The sequence below is a fragment of the Kribbella amoyensis genome, from assembly GCF_007828865.1.
In the GTDB taxonomy this organism is placed as follows: Bacteria; Actinomycetota; Actinomycetes; order Propionibacteriales; family Kribbellaceae; genus Kribbella; species Kribbella amoyensis.
On the sequence record NZ_VIVK01000001.1, the window covers coordinates 1,324,486 to 1,347,564 of the forward strand.

At 70.1% G+C, this 23,079-nt stretch carries 20 protein-coding genes; 5 read left to right on the top strand and 15 right to left on the bottom strand.

What is annotated here, in order from left to right; all coding sequences use genetic code 11:
* Nucleotides 1-34: 34 nt before the first annotated feature.
* From FB561_RS06390 to FB561_RS06400, 3 genes are read right to left on the bottom strand one after another with little or no spacing between them, the layout of a single operon-like run.
* On the bottom strand, nt 35-871 hold the full coding sequence (locus FB561_RS06390; protein WP_145804036.1) for a carbohydrate ABC transporter permease: 837 nt from the start codon (nt 869-871) through the stop codon (nt 35-37).
* Nucleotides 868-1,845: a carbohydrate ABC transporter permease gene (locus FB561_RS06395; RefSeq protein ID WP_145804038.1), complete on the bottom strand. Its 978-nt coding sequence runs from the start codon at nt 1,843-1,845 to the stop codon at nt 868-870. Before FB561_RS06395 ends, FB561_RS06390 begins: the two co-directional genes overlap by 4 nt.
* A gap of 4 nt (nt 1,846-1,849) precedes the next feature.
* The gene (locus tag FB561_RS06400) at nt 1,850-3,163 is read right to left on the bottom strand and encodes an ABC transporter substrate-binding protein (RefSeq protein WP_202880554.1); all 1,314 of its coding nucleotides are present in this window, start codon (nt 3,161-3,163) and stop codon (nt 1,850-1,852) included.
* A 178-nt stretch (nt 3,164-3,341) separates the two neighbouring features.
* Between FB561_RS06400 and FB561_RS06405 the strand changes: the two genes are divergently transcribed.
* From FB561_RS06405 to FB561_RS06415, 3 genes are all read left to right on the top strand, one after another.
* Nucleotides 3,342-4,046 carry a FadR/GntR family transcriptional regulator gene (locus FB561_RS06405; protein WP_145804040.1) on the top strand — a complete coding sequence of 235 codons (705 nt, stop codon included), beginning with the start codon at nt 3,342-3,344 and terminating at the stop codon, nt 4,044-4,046.
* A 225-nt stretch (nt 4,047-4,271) separates the two neighbouring features.
* Complete coding sequence (locus tag FB561_RS06410) at nt 4,272-4,646, top strand: hypothetical protein (protein ID WP_145804042.1); 375 nt, start codon at nt 4,272-4,274, stop codon at nt 4,644-4,646.
* Between the two features lie 34 nt (nt 4,647-4,680).
* A complete protein-coding gene (locus FB561_RS06415) occupies nt 4,681-5,832 on the top strand; it encodes a pyridoxal phosphate-dependent aminotransferase (RefSeq protein ID WP_145804044.1) in 1,152 nt (383 codons plus the stop codon).
* Here the strand turns inward: FB561_RS06415 and FB561_RS06420 are convergent, their stop codons facing one another.
* The 6 genes from FB561_RS06420 to FB561_RS06445 are packed head-to-tail and all read right to left on the bottom strand — an operon-like array spanning nt 5,833 to nt 12,494.
* The gene (locus tag FB561_RS06420) at nt 5,833-7,080 is read right to left on the bottom strand and encodes a neutral/alkaline non-lysosomal ceramidase N-terminal domain-containing protein (protein ID WP_145804046.1); all 1,248 of its coding nucleotides are present in this window, start codon (nt 7,078-7,080) and stop codon (nt 5,833-5,835) included. It abuts the gene before it with no gap.
* A complete protein-coding gene (locus FB561_RS06425; protein ID WP_145804048.1) occupies nt 7,077-8,222 on the bottom strand; it encodes an N-acetylglucosamine-6-phosphate deacetylase in 1,146 nt (381 codons plus the stop codon). Before FB561_RS06425 ends, FB561_RS06420 begins: the two co-directional genes overlap by 4 nt.
* Nucleotides 8,219-8,995, bottom strand: a complete 777-nt coding sequence (locus tag FB561_RS06430) for a sugar isomerase domain-containing protein (RefSeq protein WP_145804050.1) — start codon at nt 8,993-8,995, stop codon at nt 8,219-8,221. The genes FB561_RS06425 and FB561_RS06430 overlap by 4 nt, the downstream gene beginning before the upstream one ends.
* On the bottom strand, nt 8,985-9,743 hold the full coding sequence (locus tag FB561_RS06435; RefSeq protein ID WP_145804052.1) for a glucosamine-6-phosphate deaminase: 759 nt from the start codon (nt 9,741-9,743) through the stop codon (nt 8,985-8,987). Before FB561_RS06435 ends, FB561_RS06430 begins: the two co-directional genes overlap by 11 nt.
* Nucleotides 9,740-10,969 (bottom strand): AGE family epimerase/isomerase, encoded by a 1,230-nt coding sequence (locus tag FB561_RS06440; protein ID WP_145804054.1) that lies wholly within the window; start codon nt 10,967-10,969, stop codon nt 9,740-9,742. The genes FB561_RS06435 and FB561_RS06440 overlap by 4 nt, the downstream gene beginning before the upstream one ends.
* Nucleotides 10,962-12,494 (bottom strand): sodium:solute symporter family protein, encoded by a 1,533-nt coding sequence (locus FB561_RS06445; protein ID WP_145804056.1) that lies wholly within the window; start codon nt 12,492-12,494, stop codon nt 10,962-10,964. Before FB561_RS06445 ends, FB561_RS06440 begins: the two co-directional genes overlap by 8 nt.
* A gap of 133 nt (nt 12,495-12,627) precedes the next feature.
* Here FB561_RS06445 and FB561_RS06450 point away from each other — a divergent pair, with 133 nt between their 5' ends.
* On the top strand, nt 12,628-13,629 hold the full coding sequence (locus tag FB561_RS06450; protein ID WP_238334674.1) for a LacI family DNA-binding transcriptional regulator: 1,002 nt from the start codon (nt 12,628-12,630) through the stop codon (nt 13,627-13,629).
* A 1-nt stretch (nt 13,630) separates the two neighbouring features.
* Here the strand turns inward: FB561_RS06450 and FB561_RS06455 are convergent, their stop codons facing one another.
* The 6 genes from FB561_RS06455 to FB561_RS06480 all read right to left on the bottom strand — a co-directional run bounded on the left by FB561_RS06455 (nt 13,631) and on the right by FB561_RS06480 (nt 21,567).
* Nucleotides 13,631-14,926 (bottom strand): NTP transferase domain-containing protein, encoded by a 1,296-nt coding sequence (locus FB561_RS06455; protein WP_145804061.1) that lies wholly within the window; start codon nt 14,924-14,926, stop codon nt 13,631-13,633.
* Between the two features lie 57 nt (nt 14,927-14,983).
* Nucleotides 14,984-15,337, bottom strand: coding sequence for an ArsC/Spx/MgsR family protein (locus FB561_RS06460; protein ID WP_145804063.1), 354 nt, complete (start codon nt 15,335-15,337; stop codon nt 14,984-14,986).
* Entirely contained in the window at nt 15,337-16,125 is a 789-nt protein-coding gene (locus tag FB561_RS06465; protein WP_145804065.1) for a hypothetical protein, read from the bottom strand. The genes FB561_RS06460 and FB561_RS06465 overlap by 1 nt, the downstream gene beginning before the upstream one ends.
* Before the next feature lie 104 nt (nt 16,126-16,229).
* A complete protein-coding gene (gene clpB / locus FB561_RS06470) occupies nt 16,230-18,812 on the bottom strand; it encodes an ATP-dependent chaperone ClpB (RefSeq protein ID WP_145804067.1) in 2,583 nt (860 codons plus the stop codon).
* Between the two features lie 167 nt (nt 18,813-18,979).
* Nucleotides 18,980-19,654, bottom strand: coding sequence for a response regulator transcription factor (locus FB561_RS06475; RefSeq protein ID WP_238334675.1), 675 nt, complete (start codon nt 19,652-19,654; stop codon nt 18,980-18,982).
* Nucleotides 19,651-21,567, bottom strand: coding sequence for a sensor histidine kinase (locus FB561_RS06480; RefSeq protein WP_145804070.1), 1,917 nt, complete (start codon nt 21,565-21,567; stop codon nt 19,651-19,653). The genes FB561_RS06475 and FB561_RS06480 overlap by 4 nt, the downstream gene beginning before the upstream one ends.
* Before the next feature lie 234 nt (nt 21,568-21,801).
* Between FB561_RS06480 and FB561_RS06485 the strand changes: the two genes are divergently transcribed.
* Complete coding sequence (locus FB561_RS06485; protein WP_145804072.1) at nt 21,802-23,013, top strand: glycosyltransferase 87 family protein; 1,212 nt, start codon at nt 21,802-21,804, stop codon at nt 23,011-23,013.
* Nucleotides 23,014-23,079 lie beyond the last annotated feature (66 nt).

Sequence of the window (23,079 nt, forward strand, 5' to 3'; positions counted from 1 at the left end):
GGCGCGGTCGCCCGCAGGCGCCGTCGCAGGGTTTCTACTCCTTGACGGCGCCCGCGGTCAGACCTTCGACGATGTACCGGCTGGCGAAAGCGAACAGGATCATCGTGGGGATGATGGACAGCGCCGCCGCGGCGGACATCGAGCCCCAGTCGATGTTGTAGCTGCTGATGAACCCGTTCAGCGCGGCCGGCACGGTCTTGTTCTCGTCGCTGTTCAGCAACGTGACCGACAGGAACAGCTCGTTCCAGCAGTTCACGAAGTTGAAGATGAACGACGCCGCGATCCCCGGCGTCATCACCGGCACCAGTACCCGGAACAACGCCGACAACCGGGAGCAGCCGTCCACCATCGCGGCCTCCTCGAGCGAGGCGGGCACGTTCTCGAAGAAGCCGCGCAGCATCACCGTGCAGAGCGGGATCGAGATCGCGACGTACACCAGGACCAGGCCCCAGCGGCTGTCCACCAGGTACATCCTGGTCATCAGGATGTACAGCGACCCGAGCGCGATGAAGCCCGGGATCATCTGGGTGACCAGGAACGCGCCCATCACCGCGCCCTTGGAGACGAACTCGAACCGCGCCAGCACGTACGCCGCGAGCAACGACACCACCGTCGCCAGCGCGGCCGCGACCAGCGACACGATCAGGCTGTTGCCGATGAAGACGCCGAAGTTCGACTGGTCGAACAGGCCGCGGTAGTTCTCCAGCGAGAACTGCGACGGCCAGTACTTCAGCGGGTAGGCGAAGATCGACCCCGGGTCCTTGAACGACGTGACCAGGATCCAGTACAGCGGGAACACCGTGAACAGCAGGCAGATCCCGAGCCCGGTGAACTTGGCGATCCGGCCGGCCAGGGTCTCGTGGAGGATCATCGGGCCACCTTCCGGCGCGGCGTACGGGGTTTGATCGCGAGCAGGTAGAACACCGCGAACAGCAGCAGCACGAAGACCACCATCACGCCCATCGCCGAGGCGCGGCCGTAGTCGCCCTCCTGGGTCACCTGGATCATGTACGAGGTGACGATGTGGGTCTCGTTCGCGGGACCACCGCCGGTCATCCCGAAGATCAGCTCGGGCGAGTTGAAGATCCAGATCACCCGGAGCAGCACGGTCAGCGCGAGCGTGGTCCGGATCGACGGGATCGTGATGCTGAACAGCGTCCGCACCTTGCCGGCGCCGTCGATCGCGGACGCCTCGTACAGCTCGTCCGGTACCGACTGCAGCGCGGCCAGGATCATGATCGCGAAGAAGGTGACGCCGTACCAGACGTTCGCCACGATCACCGCGACCATCGCGTACTTCGCGTCCGCCAGCCACGGCACCGGGGTGTCGATCAGGTGCGTCTTCATCAGCAGGTCGTTGACCACACCGAACTCGCCGTTGAACATCCAGCGGAAGAGGATCCCGATCAGGAACCCCGACACCGCCCACGGGAAGAACACCAGCGCCTGGTACGCCCCGCGGAACCGGAACCGGCGGCGCAGCCAGAGCGCCATCGTGAACCCGATCAGGAACTGCGGGATCAGCGAGCCGGCCACCCAGACCAGCGAGTTCCGTACCGTGCCGCGGAACATCTCGTCGCCGACCAGGGTGCGGAAGTTGTCCAGCCCGACCCAGGAGGTGTCCGACAGGTCGTTCAGGTTGTAGTTGCGGAACGCCATCTGGATGCCGCTCAGCAACGGGTAGTAGGTGAACAGCCCGACGAAGACGATCGCGGGCAGCATGAACAGGAACAGCACGAGCGCGGTCCGCCCGGTGAACCTGCGCCGGTTGCCGACCGGCCGCCGCGGTACCCCCTTGCCAGGAGTACCTCCGGCGGCCGGCCGCTCAGTCTCGGTCAGGGCCATGCGCTCAGTTCCCGGCCCACTTCTTCGTCCAGTACTCGTCCCAGCTCTTCAGGATCTCGGCCGGCTGGGCCTTCCCGGTGATCAGCTTCTGGACGTCGGCGTCGGCCTTGTTGCCCCACTCGGTCGACCACGGCACGCCGCGCGGCTGGGTGACCACGACGTAGGTGTCCGGCGACGAGTTCATCGCGACGTACGACGCCCACGGGCCGTCCTTGAAGAACGGGTCCTCGGCGGCCGACTTGAGGATCGGGACCAGGCTGTTCTCCTTCGAGAACGTCATCGCGGCGTCGCCGGAGGTGAGGAACTTGACCAGCTTGACCGCGGCCTCCTTCTGCTCACTGCCCTGCGCGACCCCCCAGCCCGCGTTCGCCAGCGGCTGCGCGGCCTTGCCGGTCGGGCCGACGGGCAACGGCGCCGTACCCCACTGGTCCTCCTTGATCGTCTTGGACTCGCGGACCGTGGCGATCACCTCGGGGTCCTGCAGCAGGAACCCGGTGGTCCCGGACGTGAAGCCCTGCACCATCTCCGGGTAGCCCCAGCTCACCGACGACGGCGGCGACGCGTTCTTGAACAGGTCGACGTACAGGTTCAGCGCGTCCACGGCCTTCGGCGACGAGAAGATCGTCTTGCCGTCGGTCAGCTTGAACGCGTTGTCCTTGTTGATGTCGTCGATCACGTACCCCGAGATCACCGCGATCGCGTTGCCGCCACCGCCGAGACCGCCGCGGAACGAGTAGCCGTACCGGTTCTTCGACGGGTCGTTGATCTTCTTCGCCTGCTCGACCATCTCGGTCCAGCTCTTCGGCGGTCCGCTGAACCCGGCCTGCTGGACCAGGTCCTTGCGGTAGAACAGCGACAACCCGTAGAAGCCGTACGGGACCATGTACGACTTGCCGCCCTGCTGGGTGACCTGCAACGCGTTCGGGGTGAGCGCGTCCAGGCCGTCCCAGCCCTTCAGGTCGGGGGCCATGTCGTAGATCCACTTGTTCGTGGAGAACGGGCCGACGGTGGTGTCGCGGACCTCCAGCACGTCCACGCCCTTGCCGGACTGGAGCATCTGCTGGATCTTCTGGTCCGCCTGGTTCGTCGGCGGCGAGATGAGCTGCACCTTGATGCCGTCGTTCTTCGCCTCGAAGTCGGCGATGAGCTTCTTGAGCAGCTGGGTCCGGGTCGGGTTGGTCAGGCTCTCGACCATCTGCAGCCGGACCTCGCCGCCTTCCTGCGCCTTCTCGGCCGGGCCGGGGCCACAGGCGGTGACGACGAGTGTGGCCGCAGCCAGCGCGGCGGTGAGGGGTGCAAACATCTGTCGGTGACGCACGGCACTTCTCCTCAGGGGATGTGGGCCAGGGGGTGGCTCAGTCGATGGCAGTGGATGTTTGCCCTGACATCTGATGAATTGGTCGACCGTTGACCAGACATTAGCGAGGATTGCGCTGTGACGACAAGGACTTGATGATGATGTGACCGTAAGTGGTCTGAGGACTTGAGGAGGTCTCATGGCAGCCACCGACAAGGCACTGGCCGGCCTGCGACAGATGATCGCGTCCGGGGAACTCGGGCCGGGAGCGAAGTTCCCGCCCGAGCCGGAGCTCTGCGACCACCTCGGCGTGTCCCGCAGCTCACTGCGCGAAGCGGTCCGCTCACTCGCCGCGCTCGGTGTGATCGAATCCCGGCACGGCTCCGGCACGTACGTCTCCGCGCTCGACCCCGCCGAGATCATCAGCCGTTTCTCGCTGTCCGTCGAGCTGATCCCGCTGGAAGGCGTCCTGCAACTGCTCGAGGTCCGCCGCGTCCTCGAATCCCACGCGACCGCGGCCGCCGCCGCCCGCCAGGATCCGGGGCTGGAAGCGAAGCTGGCCGCGATCCTGGACCAGTTGGAAGCGACCACGGACGCGGGCGAGATCCAGTCCCTCGACGCGGAGTTCCACGGCGCGATCTGCGCGGCCGGCGGAAACCCGACCGTGACGGCGCTGACCGGGGTGATCCGCGGCCGCGGCGGGCACTACCGGATCTTCGACCCAGGCGCGGACTTCAACGCGATCAAGGAAACCAGCGACCGCGGCCACCGCGCGATCCTCGCCGCCATCACCAACCGCGACCCGGCAGCGGCCGCAACCGCGGCGTCGGCCCACATAGCCCAAACCGAACTGTGGTTACGCGCCCTACGCCCAGATCCGCAGGTTGCCCTTCCCAGTCCGTGACAGGGCGGAGCTGCAGCACTCATCAACCCGCCTTGCCGGCCGGTCAGCGGAGGTGACCAGGCGTGGAAGGCGTCGGATGGCGGTGTGGTCGGGAGGTTGATGAGTGATGCCGGTGCGCACACTCACGTGGTTTGGGTGAGGTGGTGGGGTTTTCCCGCCCGCAGGATGTGAGGGTCTGGTCTCGCGAAGGGGTGAACGCGGATGAGGTCTCCCGTGGTCGGTGGTTTGACGACAGCGCTTCTCGCCCTCTCCCTCACCAGTTGTTCGGGTGATCGGCCCATCTGCTACGCCGTGGACACGCTCAAGTCGTCCGTCCAGGCGATCCAGCAGATCGACTTCGGTTCGCCCAGTGCGCGCACCGAGCTGAAGGACGGGCTGAACGCCGTCGAGGACGATCTCGCGCAGGTGAAGACCGATGCCGAGGCCGAGTACCCGTTCCAGATCGAGGCGGTCGAGAGGACCTACGGCACCCTGCAGACCGCGCTGTCCACCGCCATCGCCGGGCCGACCGCCGCGACGCTCGCCGCGGTGGTCGCGGGATACCGGGATTTCATCGCGGCCGTGGACACCATGCTCACCACCGTGAAGGCCGACTGCTGACATCACCCCGGGTGCTTTGGTTAGGGTCAGGGTCATGCGCGATCACGCTCAGCGGTTGAACGGACTCGGGACCACCATCTTCGCCGAGATGTCCGCCCTCGCGGTGGCGACGAACTCGGTGAATCTCGGGCAGGGGTTCCCCGACACCGACGGGCCCGAGTCGCTGCTCGAGGACGCGGTCGCCGCGATCCGGTCCGGGGCGAACCAGTACCCGCCCGGCCGGGGGATCCCCGCGTTGCGCCAAGCGGTCGTGGATCACCAGAAGCGGTTCTACGGGCTGGAGTACGACCCCGACACCCAGGTCCTCGTCACCACCGGCGCCACCGAGGCGATCGCGGCCGCGTTGCTCGCTTATGTCGAGCCCGGGGACGAAGTGATCGCGCTCGAGCCGTACTACGACTCCTACGCCGCCGGGATCGCGATGGCGGGTGGGCACCGGGTTCCGGTCACGCTGCGTGCTCCTGAGTTCCGCCTGGACCTGGACGAGTTGCGGGCCGCCGTGACTCCGCGGACGAAGGTGCTGCTGATCAACTCGCCGCACAACCCGACCGGGACCGTGCTCACCGACGAGGAGCTGCGCGGGATCGCGGCGGTCGCGGTCGAGCACGATCTCGTCGTCATCACCGACGAGGTGTACGAGCACCTCGTGTACGACGGGGGCGAGCACCGGCCACTCACCGCGTACGACGGGATGGCCGAGCGGACCGTGTCGATCGGAAGCGCGGGCAAGACGTTCTCGGTCACCGGGTGGAAGGTCGGGTGGGTCACCGGCACGCCCGAGGTGGTCACCGCGGTGAACACGTCGAAGCAGTTCCTCACCTACGTGTCCGGGGCGCCGTTCCAGCCGGCCGTGGCCGGAGCGCTTGCTTTAGGCAACGAGTACTTCGACGACTTCCGGGCCGGGATGCAGGCCCGCCGCGATCTGCTCTGCGACGGGCTGGAATCGCTCGGCTTCGGCGTGCACCGGCCGCAGGGGACGTACTTCGTCACCACCGACGTGCGGCCGCTCGGGTACGACGACGGGGTCGAGTTCTGCCGGATGCTGCCGGAGAAGACCGGCGTGGTGGCGATTCCGCACCAGGTCTTCTACGACAACGTCGACGCCGGGCGCCCGCTGGTCCGCTGGGCGTTCTGCAAGCAGCAGCACGTCCTGGAGGAAGCGCTGAACCGGCTCACCAAGCTCTGATCAGAGCTCGGTGACGGCTTCCGCGAGTCGTTCGGCCGAGCCGGCGGCGAACGGGCCCGGGAGCCCGTAGTACCGGTGCGCCTCGGCGACCTCGTACCCGCCGTAATGGTACTCGCAGGTCGTCGGCAGGTAGCCGGGGCACCCGTCGGTGTACCCGGCGACGATGGTGATGCCGGGATCCCGGTCGAAGGTGGCGCGGAGGTCCAACCCTGTCTGGGTGAACGGCTCGCCGGGCAACGTGACGATCCGGACGCCGCCCCAGCGCAGCAGACCGACCCGCGCTTGCCAGGTACTCGGCTCGATCGACGCGAACTTGTCGGCCCACTCGACCCAGCACTGCATCAAGGCCGTTGTCGCCGTGTCCGCCTCGGGATCCGCCGCCACCGCCCGCCACTCCGCCGCCGCATCGCTGAACTGCGGGTCGACGTCGATGGTCAGGGTGACCTCGGCAACCGCTGCGGTGACGTTCCCGTCGACCGGGTGGAGCTCGGCGGCGATCACCGCGTCGGCGAGTTCGGTACCGGCGGCTTCGGCGTCGGCGAAGGTCCGGTTGGCTCCCGATTGGAGGGAGACCGAGGCGCTGGCGGCGTGGCCGGTGTTGGCGTCGCCGGCGCATCCGGTGAGGAAGAGGGCCACGGCTCCGGCGTACTGCGCTTCGACGACCCGCCGGACGACGCCGGGGTAGTCGGCGGTGAGCAGGGTGTTGTCGGCGCCGAGGACGACCGGGTGGCAGGCGTACGAGACCACGATCGCGATCGGGTCGCCCGCTTCGTCGACCAGGTGCACGACCGGGACCGACCGATCGACCGGGCCGTCCGTCCGTCGCCGGTTGTGGGCCACGTCGACCTCGGCCGCGTACCCGGCGAGTACGCGGGCTGGCCGGCTGGTCCGGCGCGCCTCCTCCACCGCGGCCACGCAGGCCTGCTCCAGCGATTCGAGCCAGGCCGGGTCCGCGTTGCCGCCGAGCCGGTCCACCACGCTGGCCGGGCTGCCGTGGGTATGCGTCGCGTGCACCCGGACGTTTGCGCTAGGCAACGACGTACCGCGGGCGACCGCCGCGCAGAAGTCCTCGTGCAGGCCGACCACGTCCACCGCCACGATCGCGGTGTCGTCGACGCACACCGCGCGGACCGTGATCGGGTCGTGCGCACCCGTCGACGGACCCGTTCTCGCCACGAACCCGGACATCCACGTGCCGACCGCCGGGGTCACGTCGATCACCGCGACACCCGCCTGCACCCTGCTCACCGACCGACCTCCTGACCCGCTTGGACGACCTTCCGCAACCGCAACACCTTGTCACCCGGAGCCCAGTCGAACTCGATCAGGTCCGCCGGTTCACCCGGTCGCAGTTCCCCACGACCACCCACGAACCGCCCGGGATTCGCCGTCGCCAGCCGGATCGCGTCGGCCAGCCGGATCCGGCCCAGCTCGGTCGCGGTCGCCACGCAGTCCGCCAACGACCGTGCGGCCCCCGCGAGGTACGGCGTCCCCGCGTACGAAAGCCGGCCGGACTCGGTGAGCTGGACCGTGCCGCCGACCGGGGTCCGGTAGTCGCCTGGCGGGGATCCGGCCAGCGCGACCGAGTCGGAGACCAGGATGCTGCGGTCGAGACCCTTGGCGCGGAGCATCGCGGTGAGCGTGTCGCCGGGCAAGTGGTGGCCGTCGGCAATGAATCCCGCCGTGAGGCGGTCGTCGGCCAGCTGGGTCCACAGGTAGTTCGGGTGCCGCGGGAGTACCGCGTCGGCGCCGTTGCCGAGATGGGTCGAGAGGGTCGCGCCCGCATCGACAGCGGCAATGATCTCGTCAGGTGTCGCCGCCGTGTGACCGACCGCGACCAGGACGCCGGCGCTGCTCAGAGCGCGCACGTACTCGGCGGACGCCGGGTGGTGCGGCGACAGCGTGACCATGCCGACCAACCCGCCGGAAGCCTCCTGCCACCGGGTGAACTCCGCCACGTCCGGCGGCCGGATGTGCTCGACCGGATGGACCCCACGGGGACCGTCGTCGGGCGACAGGTGCGGTCCTTCCACGTGCGCGAACGGGATCGCCGACCGGGTCGCGGGATCCACCGAACGCGCGGCCGCGATCGCCTGCAGAGACCGGACGATGTCGGCCTCGGAGGCCGTGATCACGGTCGGGACGAAGGTCGTCGTCCCGGCGACGGCGAGGGCGCGGACGAGCTCGATCACGGTGTCCGCCGTGACCTCCGGCCCGTTCACGTCGAACCCGCCGAACCCGTTCACCTGCAGATCCACCAGCCCCGGCGCCAGCCACCCGGCCCCCGCCAGGTCGCCCGAGCTTTCTGCCACGGACAAGATCCGCCCGTCCCCGACCTCCACCGCCAGCAGGCGGCCGGTGGCCGGGTCCAGGCCGGTGTACGTCGTCACAGCGTGGGCACCCGATGCCGGAACCGGCCGACGAACCGGTTGTTCGCCTCGTCGCCGCCCGGCGCGTTGCCGCTCCGCCAGACCGGCGGTTCGATGCCCCGGGCCACCAGTTCGGTGACGGTGCACAGCGTCAGCGAGTTGAGTACGAACGCGTTGGCGAACGTCGACACCGCGGCGATCCGCTCCGGCGCGCCGGGGACGTCCATGATCGCGTCGCCGATCGGCACCTTCGAGTCGATCGCCACGTCGACCAGGTCGTGCAGGTTCTGCCGGGTCGGGTGCCGCGCCGGGTGCTCCGGTGCCGTCTGCTCGGCATGCGACCGCGAGCTGATCCCGATCAGCTTGACCCCGCGTTCCCGGGCTTCCAGCGCCGCGTCGATCAGGGCGGCGTTGATGCCGTACGCGTTCACCAGGATTAGCAGATCGCCCTCGCCCAGCTCGCGATCCCGGACCACGATGCGCCCGTACCCCGGGGTCCGCTCGATCGCCATCGACCGCAGCGCGCCGTTGGACAGCAGCGTCCCCTCGTCCAGGATCGCGGCGATGTGCATCAGCCCGCCGGCCCGGAAGAACACCTCCTGGGCCGCCAGGTTCGAGTGGCCGCCGGGCCCGAAGATGTGCACCAGCCGGTCGGCCGCGATCTGGTCCGCGAGCAGCCCCGCCGCGGCCGCGATGGACTTCGACTCCTCGGTCTGGATCCGTTGCAGCAGCTCGTGGACGTTGTCCAGGTAGCCGCGGCACAGCTCGTCCGCTGTCATGCTGTCATCGGACATGAGCGGCCGACTCCTTGTCGAGGTACAGCGTGCAGTCGGCGTGGCGTCGCAGGACCGTCGCCGGGCACGCGGGGCCGATCGGATCCGTCAGCGCAGCGCGGACCGCGTTCGCCTTCAGGGCTCCGGGGACGACGCAGAACAGGCGCTCCGCGTCGAGCAGCCGCGGCACCGTCAAGGTGATCGCCGTGGTCGGCACGTCCTCGATCCGGTCGAAGCACTCGTCGTCGACCTGCTGCCGGCGGCTCGCCTCGGCGAGCTCGACCACCCGGACCGGCTCCGGGTCGTCCAGGTCCGCGTCCGGCGGGTCGTTGAACGCGATGTGCCCGTTCACCCCGATGCCGAGCACCACCAGGTCGATCGGCGCCGAGGCCAGCTCGTCGGCGTACTGCCGGACGTCCGCGGCCAGGTCCTCGGTGGGGTCCAGCAGGTGGACCTTGCCGAACGGGACGTGGTCGAAGAGGGCCTTGTTCAGCCACGCGGCGAACCGCTGCGGCGCATCGGCCGGCAGGCCGACGTACTCGTCCATGTGGAACGCGGTCACCCGGCTCCAGTCGATGCCCTCGGCAACCCGCAACCGGGCCAGCGTCTCCTGCTGGCTCGGTGCGGCCGCGAAGATCATCCGCACGCCGTCCTGCTGGGCCAGCCGGCGGCGCAGTTCTGCCGCGATGTCGTCGCCCGCCTTCCGGCCGAGCGCCTCCCGGTCGGGAAACACCTGGACCGTGGGCTGTTCCGTCCCCGTCGTACTCACTGGACCTCCGTGTCTCGGTTGGTGTGCAACAGCTCGACCAGCAACAGCAGTGACCTGGCGATGTGGAACGGATCCTTCACCGGCAGCGCGACCGTGGCTTCCAGCGGACTCCCGTCCCGCTGCCGGATCTGGACCCACTCCCGCCCTGGCCCGGCCGGGAACGTCCGCAGCGTGTAGCGGGACAGCTCCTCGTGCCACTCGGCGACGTCGGCTCGTCCGGTGAGCCGGCTCAGCAAGGCCGTCGTGTACAGCGCTTCCGCGTGCGGCCACCACAGCTTCGTGTCCCAGGTGCCGACGACCAGCGCCTCGTACGGGTCGTCCGTCCGGCGTCCCGTCGGCTCGCCGCCCTCGCGATCGACGAAGCGCAGCAGACCGCCGTACTCGTCGTCCCAGTCCAGCCGGCAGGCATGCACCGCGATGCCGGCCAGGCGATCGGGGTCGTCGGCGAGCGAACCGGGGACCAGGTCGGCCGCGTGCTGCAGGAACCACAGCGCCTCGAGCGTGTGCCCCGGAGCCCGATGCCGGCTGAGCAGCAGGTCGCCGCGGTCGGCGGTCCGCGGCGGCATCTCGACCACCTCGGTCCCGCGGACGAACGTCCCCTCGATCGCGGCCACGGCGGCCCGGACGATCTCGGCGGACGCGGCCGACTTGGTGGCCCGGTGCACCTGTTCGCCGACTCCGAGCAGGATCATCGGCAACGCGAACGAGTCGTGGCCCGACGGCACCGGGTACGGCTCCGACCGGTACGTCCCGGCCTCGATCCGGCGGGCCGCGGACAGCAGGATCTCCTCGGCGGGCTCGCCCCACTCCGGATCGAGCTGGGCCAGTCCGGCGAATCCGAGCGCCGCGAACAGGTCCGCGAACACGCTCACGCTCACCCCGTCCCCGACAACCGGCTCCTTCGGCGACCCGGCCCGATCGGTCACGTACGCCGTGGAGCCGTCCGCGAGCACAGCGTGATCCCGGAGGAACGCGGCCGTGGTCCGCGCCTGCTCCAGGTACGGCGCGGGATCGAGGTCGAGCATGCCGTTCCGGACCGCGGTGACGACGCGGGCCATCAGCCAGACCCAGCGGCCCTGGGACCAGGTGTACTTGTCCGTGGACACCAGGGTCGTGCCCGCGTTGTCCCAGCAGGTCAGGACCCCGCCGTACTCGCGGTCCGGGCCGTTCTCCATCCACCAGCCCAGGACGTCGTCCACCAGGTGCCGTGCGTACGGATCAGGCATGCCCGGCCTTCACCTCGAGGTCGCCGGCGCCGTCCGGGTCGTTGCTGAGGGCATCCACCAGCTCGTCGGAGGCGGCGTTGTGCCACGGCCGGAGCAGGCCGATCAGGACGAACACGATCAGCGAGCAGACCACCGGGCCGCCGACCTGGATCGCGGTGACCTTGTCCTTGGCCAGTTCGGCGATCCGCTCGTCGAAGACGTACCGGGTGACGAAGAAGACCAGCAGACCGGTCGCCCAGGAGACGATCGCCGCGGCCGGGCCACAGCGCCGGAACGCGGGCAGCAGACCGAGCAGCATCGGGATCGCGATCGGCCCGACCAGGCCGCCGAACCAGAGGATCAGCAGGCCGAGCACGCCGCCGAAGCTGTCCGCGGTGAGCGCGATCGCCATGCTCAGCGCGATGAACGCGAAGGTGCTGATCCGGCCGAGGAGCAGCTCGGTCCTGCCGGTCATCCGGTGCGCGCCCCGCCAGAGGGCCGGCACGATGTCGCGGGTGACAACGGCCGAGATCGCGTTCGCGTCCGAACCGGTCATCGCCATCGTGTGCGAGAACAGCCCGGCCAGCACCAGCCCGATCAGGCCCATCGGCAGCAGCTCCTGGGTCAGCAGCGCGTACGACTGGTCCGGCTTGGCCAGGTCGGGCAGCAGGATCGGCGCGGCCCACATCGGGAAGAACATCACCAGCGGCCAGACCAGGTACAGCCCACCGGAGAACAGCGCCGCCCGGCGAGCCTCACTGCCGCTGGGCGAGGCGATGAACCGCTGCGCCAGGTTCCAGGTACCGCCGTTGTAGGACAGCGTGTTGATCAGCAGGTACACCATCACGAACAGCACCGTGTACTGGCCGTTGAACGGCTTCGCGTTGCCCTCCGGCAGGTCGCCCCACATCGTCCAGATCGAGGAGACCCCGCCCAGCTTGCCGAGCACCGCGACGAACAGCACGATCCCGGCGACCAGCTGGATGACGAACTGGCCGAGGTCGGTGAGCGCGTCGGCCCACAGCCCGCCGATCGTCGAGTAGATCAGCGTGACCCCACCGGTGATCAGCACGCCCCACGCGATCGGGACGCCGGCGAAAACGTTGAGCAGCAAGGCCGTCGCGGTCCACTTCGCACCGACGTCGAACACCTTCAGCGCCGTCCCGCTCCAGGCCAGCAGCTGCTGGGTCGGGAGGTTGTACCGGATCTTCAGGTACTCCAGTGGTGAGATCACGCCGAGCCGTTGCCGCAGTCGTGGCCAGCGGGGCGCGAAGACGAACGCGCCGACCACCATCGCGAAGGTGATGCCGAGCGCCCACCAGACGTAGAGCACGAAGCCCTCGGTGTACGCGATCGCCGCGTACCCGACGAACACGGCCGAGCTGTACCCGGACATGTGGTGTGAGATGCCCGACAGCCACCACGGCATCCGGCCGCCGGCGGTGAAGAAGTCGGCGGCGTCGTGCACCCGCGCCTTCGCCCACAGGCCGATCGCCACCATCACGAAGAAGTAGCCGCCGACCACCAGCCAGTCCAGAGCTGCCACCGGAATCTCCCTTGCTGCGGAACCGTCGCGGAACGCGGACCGCTCGGACCGCGTTCCCGCAACCATGCCGTGCAACCGGTTGCACGTCAAGCGATCAAGCGAAATCGGTCCGGTCGCCCCGTACAGTGAGCGCGTGACCCAGCAGCGCGGATCCGGCGGCCGGCCGACCATCAACCAGGTGGCCGAGGCGGCCGGAGTCTCGAAGTCCACGGTGTCCCGGGCGTTCTCCCGGCCGGAGATGATCACCGCCGAGACGGTCGCGCACGTGATGGAGGTCGCCACCCGGCTCGGCTACGTCCCGAACCACACCGCCCGCGCGCTCAGTACCGGCCGGGCCGGCACCGTCGCTATCGTCGTCCCGGACATCGCGAACCCGTTCTTCCCGCCGCTGATCCGCGGAGCCCAGGCGGCCGCGGACCAGGCCGGGTTCAGCCTGCTGCTCGGCGACTCGGACGAGGACCCGACCCGCGAGGACGTGCTGGTCGGCAAGCTCGGCCCGCAGACCGACGGGATCGTGCTGGCCTCGTCCCGGATGACCGAGGAGCAGATCCTCGCGCACGCCGAACGCCGCCCGCTGGTCCTGATCAACCGGGACGTGCCCGGCCTGCCCCGGGTCCTGATCGACACCGCGACCGGGATCGAGGCCGCCGTCGAGCACCTGGCCGGGCTGGGCCACCGGCACCTGGTCTACGTCAGCGGCCCCGCCTCGTCCTGGTCCAACGCCCAACGCCGGCACGCGGTCCGGGCGGCCGGGCGCCGGTTGGGGGTGAAGGTGACCGCGGTCGCGGCCCGCCGGTCCACGTACGACGCGGGCGTGCAGCGGACCGAGGCGATCCTGGCCTCCGGGGCGTCGGCGGCGATCGCGTTCGACGACCTGCTGGCCCAGGGCGTCCTGGCCGGGCTGGCCGAGCGCGGGATGCGGGTCCCGGACGAGTTCAGCGTGATCGGCTGCGACGACGTGCTCGCAGCGACCATGTACCCGCCCCTGACCACGGTGTCCGCCCACGGTGGGGACGCGGGTCGCGCGGCCGTCGACCTGCTGCTCTCCTCGCTCGACGGGGCTCGGGCTGATGTCCGCCGCGAACTGGACACCTCGCTGGTCCTCCGTTCGACCACCGCACCACCGGCCGGCTGACTTACTCGCGCATCGCCCTCAGCAGCAGGACCACGCCGCGAATCACGTCGAGGTTGGCGGCCACCGCCACCGCGATCAGGCCCCACAGCGGCATCCCGATCACGGCCGCGATCGCGAAGATCAGCAACCGGAACTCCCGACGGAACAGCAGCCGGACGTCGGTGTCCCGGCCGACCGCGTGGATGTACGAGACCAGCAGGCATCCGGCGGCCGCGGCGAACCCCCACGTCCACGCGGTCCGGGTCCCGCCGTCCGCGAGCACCAGGGCGAGCACGACCGCGAGATCGGCGTACCGGTCGAGCAGGGTGTCCAGGGTGGCGCCGCGCCGGGACGCCGTACCGCTGACCCGGGCGAGCTCGCCGTCCACGCCGTCGAGGGCCGAGCCGAGTACCACACCGATGCCCCCGGCAACCATCAGCCAGGTGTTGCCGGTGGCCACCAGGCCGGCGGCGAGCAGGGTCGCGGCGAAGGCGAGGGCGGTCGCGGCGTCGGGTTTGAGGCCGGTCCGCAGCAGCATCCGGGTGAGCGGCCCCGAGATGCGCCGGTTCACCGTCCGGGCGATGACGCCGTCGGTCGGCTTCGGACCGTAGCGCCGCCACATGAACCGCTCCAGCGCGCGCACCGCTTCCGGGGTGTCGACGTCCGCCCAGAGCCCTTGGACTTCACGGGTCTGCACGGGGCATCCACGCAAGAGCATGCGTTGCCGGAGTTCGAGCCAGGTCCGGGATCCCGAGTCGGCGACGGACAGGACGTCGCTCACCTGGACCACCGCCAGCCCGGCGTCCACCGCGTCGTAGCAGTCCAGTTCGGTCCCCATCGCGGCGACCTGGCCGTCCTCGCGCAGCCGGACCCGGTTCGGTGGATCGCCGTTCAGGCCGCCGACCTGGCGATCCGGGTCCCGGTCGACCGCGATCACGTTGCGGCCGTCGGCGGTGAGCAGGCGGCGCAGGTCGGCCGCCTCGAAGACGTGGTCGCCCATCACCACCAGACAGCGGCAGTCCCCGACCGCGCGCAGACCGGCCAGCACCGACGACGCCGTCCCGAGTTCCCAGTCCGGATTCGTCACCACCTCGACCGGCAGGTTCCTGGCCCGGACCGCCGCGACGACGTCCTCGGCCCGATAGCCGGCCACAACGACGACCCGTCGTACCCCGGCCTGGCGCAGCACCTGGCTGCAGCGTTCCAGCAGGCTGATCCCCCCGACCCGGCACAACGCCTTCGGACGCGCCGACCGCATCCGGAGCCCTCGCCCCGCGGCCAGCACCAGCGCGACTCCGATCGCCCCTTGTTCGATCACTGGCGGCCTCCCCTCGCTCTCTCATGATGCGCGGGAGCGAGCGGAGCGGAAGAGGGTTCAGCGATCGAGCAGGCGGCTCAGCGCCTCGGGATCACGAGCGACGGCCGTGCTGCCGTCGTCGGCGGTGAGGATCGGCCGCTGGATCAGGATCGGACCGGCGCACAGAGCCGCGATCCACTCGTCCCGGTGCTCTGCGTCGCGCGGCAGATCGCGGAGGGTGGCGTACGCCTGCTCGCCGGTACGGGTGATGTGCCACGGCTCCAGGTCGAGCCGGGCCAGGACCTCTGCCAGCTCCGCCGGCGTCGGCGGGTCGTCGAGGTAACGCCGGGTCGTGTAGGCGATCCCGGCCTCGTCCAGGGCGGCGGTGGCAGCCCGGCACTTGGAACAGGCCGGGTTGATCCAGATCTCCATCAGCGGTGCTGGAACCAGAGCTTCGTGGGCTGCTGCAGCATCAGGATCAGCAGTGCGGCGTGCAACCCGAGCCCGATCAGGCTGCCGGGCAGGGCGCCGACGCCGCCGGCGATCCCGATCGCGGCGACCACGATGAGCATGATCCGGGCCCACTGCTTGCGCTTGCGGACGAAGATCGCCGGCAGGAGGTAGAGCACGCTGGACAGCAGGATCGCGGCCACCACGACGCCCTGCATATCGCTCGACCCGGCCAGCGTCTCGGCGATCTCTCCACCGGCCGCGGTCAGCGAGAACAACCCGAGCAGGACACACAGACCACCCAGCCCGAACGCGATCACCGAGGCGATCACGACCTGCTTCGGCGGTGCGACCGGTGCCTGCTGGTAGGCGTACGGGCTCTGCGGCTGACCCCACGGATTCGGCGGCTGCTGACCGTACTGCCCGTAGCCGCCCCGCTGGCCGAATCCACCTTGCGGACCGGGACCACCCGGCTGGCCGAAGGCACCCTGGTACGGACCGGGCCGCTCGACACCGGTGGCCGGATCGTACTGCGGGGGCGGTGGCTGCTGTCCGCTCGCGCCGAACACGCCCTGGTACGGACCGGGCCGCGGGTCGTCACCACCCGGCACAGCGGGCTGACCACTCGGCGGGGTGGACCCACCACTCGGTGGAGTCGCAGCGCCCGGTGGGGTCGCGTCGCTCGGCCGGCTGGTGTCGCCGGCCGGCGGGGCTTGCTCGGCGGGCTTCGGCCGGTCAGGGTCGGCGGGGTCGCCGTGCTGGTCGCTCATCGGAACTCCTCCACACTCTCCTTCGATCCTCCCAGATCAGGCCCCGGAAACCACGAAGCCCCGGACGGATCACCGTGATCCACCCGGGGCTTCCCGGCCCGTGGTCAGAGCGTGCTGACCTCGAGGGCGTCCTTCGCCTCGTTCAGCCGGACGTACACGGTGTCGCCGTCGCGGACGTCACCGGCCAGCAGCGCCCGGGCGAGCTCGTCGCCGATCGCCGACTGGACCAGCCGGCGCAACGGGCGGGCGCCGTACACCGGGTCGTACCCGGTCATCGCCAGCCACTCCATCGCGTCGTCGCCGACGTCGAGCGTGATCCGCCGGTCGCCCAGCCGCTTCTGCAGGGCCTCGATCTGCAGCCCGACGATCTGGGTCAGCTCCTCGCTGCCGAGCGCGTCGAACAGCACGATCTCGTCCAGCCGGTTGATGAACTCGGGCTTGAACGACTGCCGCACCACCGCCATCACCTGGTCCCGCTTGGCCTGGTCGTCCAGCCCCAGATCGGCCAGGTACGCCGAGCCCAGGTTGCTGGTCAGGATCAGGATCACGTTGCGGAAGTCGACCGTGCGGCCCTGGCCGTCGGTCAGCCGGCCGTCGTCCAGCACCTGCAGCAGGATGTCGAAGACCTCGGGATGCGCCTTCTCCACCTCGTCGAGCAGGATCACCGAGTAAGGACGCCGCCGGACCGCTTCGGTCAGCTGACCGCCCTCCTCGTAGCCGACGTACCCGGGCGGTGCGCCGACGAGCCGGGAGACGCTGTGCTTCTCGCCGTACTCGGACATGTCGATCCGCACCATCGCGCGCTCGTCGTCGAACAGGAAGTCCGCCAGCGCCTTGGCCAGCTCGGTCTTGCCGACACCGGTCGGGCCGAGGAACAGGAACGAACCGGTCGGCCGGTCCGGGTCGGAGATGCCCGCACGGGCCCGGCGAACCGCGTCGCTGACGGCCTTGACCGCCTCGCGCTGACCGATCAGCCGATGCCCCAGCTCGTCCTCCATCCGGAGCAGCTTGCCGGTCTCGCCCTCGAGCAGCCGGCCGGTCGGGATGCCGGTCCACATCGCGATCACCTCGGCAATCTCGGTCGGGCCGACCTCCTCGTTGACCATCGCGTCCGGGCCGTCGGTGACCTCGGGCTCGGCCGAGGCCTCCTCGAGCTCCTTGTCCAGCTGCGGAATCTCGCCGTAGAGGATCCGGGACGCGGTCTCGAAGTCGCCCTCGCGCTGGGCCCGCTCGGCCTGGCCGCGCAGCTCGTCGATCCGCTCCTTGATCTCACCGACCCGGTTCAGGCCGGACTTCTCCTTCTCCCACCGCGACTCCAGCGCGCGCAGTTCCTCCTCGCGGTCGGCGAGGTCGGCGCGCAGCCGCTCGAGCCGCTCCTGGCTGGACGCGTCCTCCTCGCGGCCGAGGGCGAGCTCCTCCATCTTCAGCCGGTCGACCGTCCGCCGCAGCGAGTCGATCTCGACCGGGGAGGAGTCGATCTCCATCCGCAGCCGGGACGCGGCCTCGTCGACCAGGTCGATCGCCTTGTCGGGCAACTGCCGGCCGGTGATGTAGCGGTTGGACAGCGTCGCGGCCGCGACGAGCGCGCTGTCGGAGATCGCGACCTTGTGGTGCGCCTCGTAGCGCTCCTTCAGGCCACGCAGGATCGCGATCGAGTCCTCGACCGACGGCTCCCCGACGAACACCTGCTGGAACCGGCGCTCCAGCGCCGGGTCCTTCTCGATCCGGGTCCGGTACTCGTCCAGCGTGGTGGCGCCGATCATCCGCAGCTCACCACGGGCCAGCATCGGCTTCAGCATGTTGCCGGCGTCCATCGCGCCCTCGCCGGACGCGCCGGCGCCGACGACGGTGTGCAGCTCGTCGATGAAGGTGATGATCTGGCCGTCCGACTCCTTGATCTCGGTCAGCACCGCCTTCAGCCGCTCCTCGAACTCACCGCGGTACTTGGCGCCCGCGACCATCGCGCCGAGGTCCAGGCTGATCAGCCGGCGGCCGCGCAGCGACTCGGGCACGTCACCGGCCACGATCCGCTGGGCCAGCCCCTCGACGACGGCGGTCTTGCCGACGCCGGGCTCACCGATCAGGACGGGGTTGTTCTTGGTCCGGCGGGACAGCACCTGCACGACGCGGCGGATCTCGGAGTCACGGCCGATCACCGGGTCGAGCTTGCCGTCGCGAGCCCGCTCGGTCAGGTCGATGCCGTACTTCTCCAGCGACTTCGTCGTGCCCTCGGCCTCCGGCGAGGTGATCCGGCGGTTGCCACGCATCTGGTCGAACGCCTGCAGCAGCGCGTCGGTCGTCACCCCGAGCGCGGTCTGCGCGACGCCCTCGACGGTCGCCAGCGCGATCAGCAGGTGCTCGGTCGAGACGTACTCGTCGCCGAGCCCGAGCGCCCGCTGCTCCGCCTGGTTCAGCACGTCGCTGGTCTTCGGGGACAGGCTCGGCGCCTGCACACTGCCACCACTCGCCTTCGGCAGCCGGGCGAGCTGCTCGGCGGTCCGGCGGCGGACCGCGTCGACCTCGGCGCCGGCGGCCTCGAGCAGACCGACGGTGGTCCCCTCGGGCTGCGCGAGCAGTGCCGACAACAGGTGAATCGGTTCCACGGTCGGGTTGCCCGCCGCGGAGGTCTGACGGATCGCCACCGACAGCGTTTCGCGCGCCAGCGTCGTCAACCGCTGAACATCCATCTGGTTCCAGCCTTTCACTTCTCACGTCAAGTCTTCGCTAGATACAACCTAGCGAAAGTTGAGTCCATTCCACTCAAGTCTGCCAAATCCCCGGGAAGAGTCAGGGTCACGCCCGGGTCCAGACGCTTTGACGCTCAGTGATGCGGCGGTCACAGACCCGGCCGGACCTACAGGCTGCGACGGTCGAACGGCCGCGGTGCGACGAGGCCGGTGTCGTAGGCGAGGATGACCGCCTGCACGCGGTCGCGCAGCCCGGTCTTGGTCAGCATCCGGCTGACGTGCGTCTTGACCGTGTGCTCGGTCAGGTGCAACGCGGCCGCGATCTCCGCGTTCGAGTTGCCCTCGGCCACCAGCCGGAGTACTTCGCGTTCGCGCGCGGTCAGCTCGTCGAGCCGGCCGCACTCGTCGGGGGCCGGCCGGCCGGCGGCGAACCGGTCGAGCAGCCGCCGGGTCACCGGCGGCGCCAGCAGCGCGTCACCGGCGGCGATCACCCGGACCGCGTTGATCAGTTCGTCCCGCGACGACCTCTTCAGCAGGAACCCGCTCGCGCCCGCCCGCAGTGCGTCGTACACGTACTCGTCGAGATCGAAGGTCGTCAGGATCAGCACCCGCGGCGCGTCCGGCCGCTGGACCAGCCGGCGGGTCGCCTCGATCCCGTCCAGCACGGGCATCCGGACGTCCATCAGCACGACCCGCAGGTCGAGCAGCCCGGCCGCCCGGCGGATCGCGTCGGCGCCGTCGACCGCCTGCGCGGCCACCTCGATGTCCGGCTGCCCGTCCAGGATCATCGAGATCCCGTCCCGGACCAGGTCCTGGTCGTCGACCACCATCACCTTGATCACCGGGCCACCTTCGCCGTCAGCGGGATCAGGGCCGCGATCGTCGTGCCCCGCCCCGGCACCGAGTCGATCGCCAGCGTGCCGTGGTGGATCCGTACCCGCTCCCGCATCCCGGCCAGTCCGTGCCGCCCAGCGGCCCGCGCCGCCTCCGGGTCGAAACCGTGCCCGTTGTCGCTGATCTCCACCCGTAACTCCTCGGCGTCCACCCGCAGCGTCACCATCACCTCCGTTGCCGCTGCATGCCGCACCACGTTGGTCAACGCCTCCTGCACCAACCGGTACGCCGCCAACTGGTGCCCCGTCGGCGCCAGCTCGGTCTCTCCCTGGACGGACAGCTCCACCGCGAGCCCGTCGTGCGCCACGTCCGCCACCAACCACCGCAGCTCGGCCAGCCCGGGCTGTGGGGTCAGCTCAGGGTCCGGTACGCCGTCCGCGTCGCGCAGTGCCGACAGCATCCGGTCCAGCTCTCCCAGCGCCCGCCGGCCGGCGTCACCGATCCGCTGGAAGCCGGCCAGCACGTCCTGGTCACCCCGCGCGACCAGGTCCGGGCCGGTCTCGGCCTGGATGACCATCAGATTCACCGCGTGCGCCACCACGTCGTGCAGGTCCCTGGCGATGTGCGACCGCTCGGTCAGTACGACCTGTGCCGCGTCCTGCTCGGCCGCGGCGCGTTCCAATGCGGCCTCGCGCTCCGACGCCTCCCGATTGCGACGGTAGAGCCTGGCCAGGAAGCCGACGGACAACGGCAGCAACAGGAGCAAGGAGAGGGACACCGGCCATTTCCGGTCGACCACTGCCTCGTAGGCAAGGTTGTGCAGTTGGCCGTCCCCGGAAGTCCCGAAGTCGAACGGTTGCCGGTCCAGCTCGGGGAAGACCAGGGTCAGCTGCGGGTAGCGGACGACCCGGGCGATCAGCGGCAACGCGCCGAGCACGCCGATCGCGGTCACCAGGATCCATCGGAACTTGAGCCGCCCGGCCGCCAGCGAGTACACGGCCAGGCCGAGAGCGCCCAGCACCGACCAGCTGTCCCAGGTCTGCCAGTACGTCAGCAGAGCGGCGATCCCCAGCACGACCACGGGGATCGCCGGCCGGCGACGTCGTACGACGAGGGTGAGGGCCGAGTACGCGATGGCGTACGGCATCCAGCCCGGGGCAGTCCACCAGTTGCTGTCCTTGGCGACGTCGCGGACCAGGTCCAGCAGGATGAGCGCGCTCATGACCGAGCCCAGCAAGGTGTCCAGCACCAGCGCCCGGTCCGGTCGGCGGAGGAACGCGGCCAGGTCTTGCCGCCGCTGCCACTCGGGCTTCACCTCGCCCCGCTCGCTGTGCAGTGACCACCACAGCCAGGAGCCGGCTCCGACGAGCAGGAAGAGCGCTGAGAACCACCACGGCCAGGACAGGTTGTAGATCCGCTCGTACCGCTCCCAGGCGATCCCGCGCGACATCGCGATCAGCGCGCCGCCCTCGCCGTTGATCGCCTCGCGGACGTTCGGCAAGGCGACCGCGACCAGTTCGAGGCGGACGAGGCCGAGCAAGAACGGGAGCCCCGTGACCGCAGCGACCGTCACCAGAACGGTCCGCCAGTCGCACCGCGCCGGCAACCACCACAGCGCGAGGCAGCAGCCGGCCACCACGACCCAGTTGACGTTGCCGATCAGCAGGGACCCGAACGCACCGGCAGCCAGCCCCATCGCGGCGACCATCGGCTCGATCCGGCAGAGCGCGATCAGTACCGGCACGACCGCTACCAGAAGCGGAAAGCCGAGCCGGGCGTAGACCCAGTCGTCGGTGCACCGCAGGAACCACAGCTGGGTCAGCCCGACGGCCAGCACAGCCAGCACGACGTCACCTGCCGGGTCGGCGAACAGGTCGCGCACCCGCCGGACCAGGCTCATCGGCCCTGCCTCTGCGGCCACCTGGCAACTATCCGCGCGACTCTGCCCTCGACCACGAGCAGGCGGACCGTCCGGCGACCCGGCGGCGCGGCGAGCACGGCGTCTGCGGTCACCCGACCATTCTGCGGGCGAGCGGGTCCCGGGCCGTCACTCTTTGGAGTGATCCTGCGGCGTGGCGAGTCACTCCGACCGGCGACCCGGGGTGGCTCCTCGCGGCGATGTGGCCCAGGGGGTCGCGCGGCGAGGGTCGAGCGCATGACGATCAGTCCTCCCGTACGTCCGGCCGGCCGCGGCTCGGTCCCGGCCCGGCAGCCAGTCCTCCTGCTCGTTGCCACGGCCATCCTTTTCCTGACGGTCTGCCTGTGGCTCTGGCCACCAACCTCCTTGCAGTACGACCTGCGGGTTTACGTGGTGTCCGCCCAGGCGTTCCTCGACGGCCAGGACATCTACACCGCCCACCTGGCCTACCCGAAGGACATGGTGCTCGGCTTCACCTACCCACCGTTCGCCGCCGTGGTCTTCGCACCGGTCGCGATGCTCGGGACAGCGGGCGGCCGCGCCCTGATGACACTGGTCAACGCCTCGGCCCTACTGGTGATCGGCATGGTCACCGTGCGTGCGCTCAGGCCGCGGTGGTCGCGTTGGAGGGTCGCCGCGATCGGTCTGGCGGTCGGGGCCGCCGGCGTCGCGCTGGAGCCGGTCCGGTCCACCTTCGACCTCGGCCAGGTGAACCTCGTGCTCACGGCGCTGCTCCTGGTCGACCTGCTCGGCCACCTGCCGCCTCGGTTCCGCGGCGTGCTGGTCGGCGTGGCGACCGGGATCAAGCTGACGCCCGGGATCTTCATCGTCTACCTGCTCGTCACCCGGCGCTACCGCGAGGCGGCGACGGCGGCCGCGGCGACGATCGGCACGATGCTGGCCGGTGCGCTCGTGCTCCCGGACGCTTCCCGGCAGTTCTGGGGCCACCACCTCTTCGACCCGAGCCGGCCGGGCGCGACACACTTCATCAGCAACCAGGCGTGGCGCGGGGTGTTCGCCCGGATCAACGGCGGGATCGACGGCATCGCACCGTACTGGCTGCTGGCGGTCGCGGTAACGCTGGTCCTCGGCTTCCTGGCGGTACGACGAGCGTACGAGCAGGGCTACGTGCTGGAGTCCGTGCTCCTCACCTCACTGGTCGGTGTGCTGGTGTCACCGATCTCCTGGACCGGTCACTGGGTCTGGGCTCTCCCGATCACCGCCGTCTTGGTGTACCGCGCGCTGCAGGCCCGCAGTTCTGCGCTGGGCGGGCTGGCGCTCTGCTGGCTGGTTGCGACCGGCATCGGCCTGCCGTGGCACACGCCGTACCTGGGTGACAAGGAGTACACGCACCACGGACTCCAACTCCTGGCCGGCAACTCCTACACACTGTGCGCGTTCGCGACCATCGGAATGGCTCTCTACGGGACGCGCCGCCGCACTGCGTGACTGCGAATCGGGGGCGAAACAGAACCGTCGGCACGCCAGGTGACGTCTTCCGGGCGAACCGTTTCC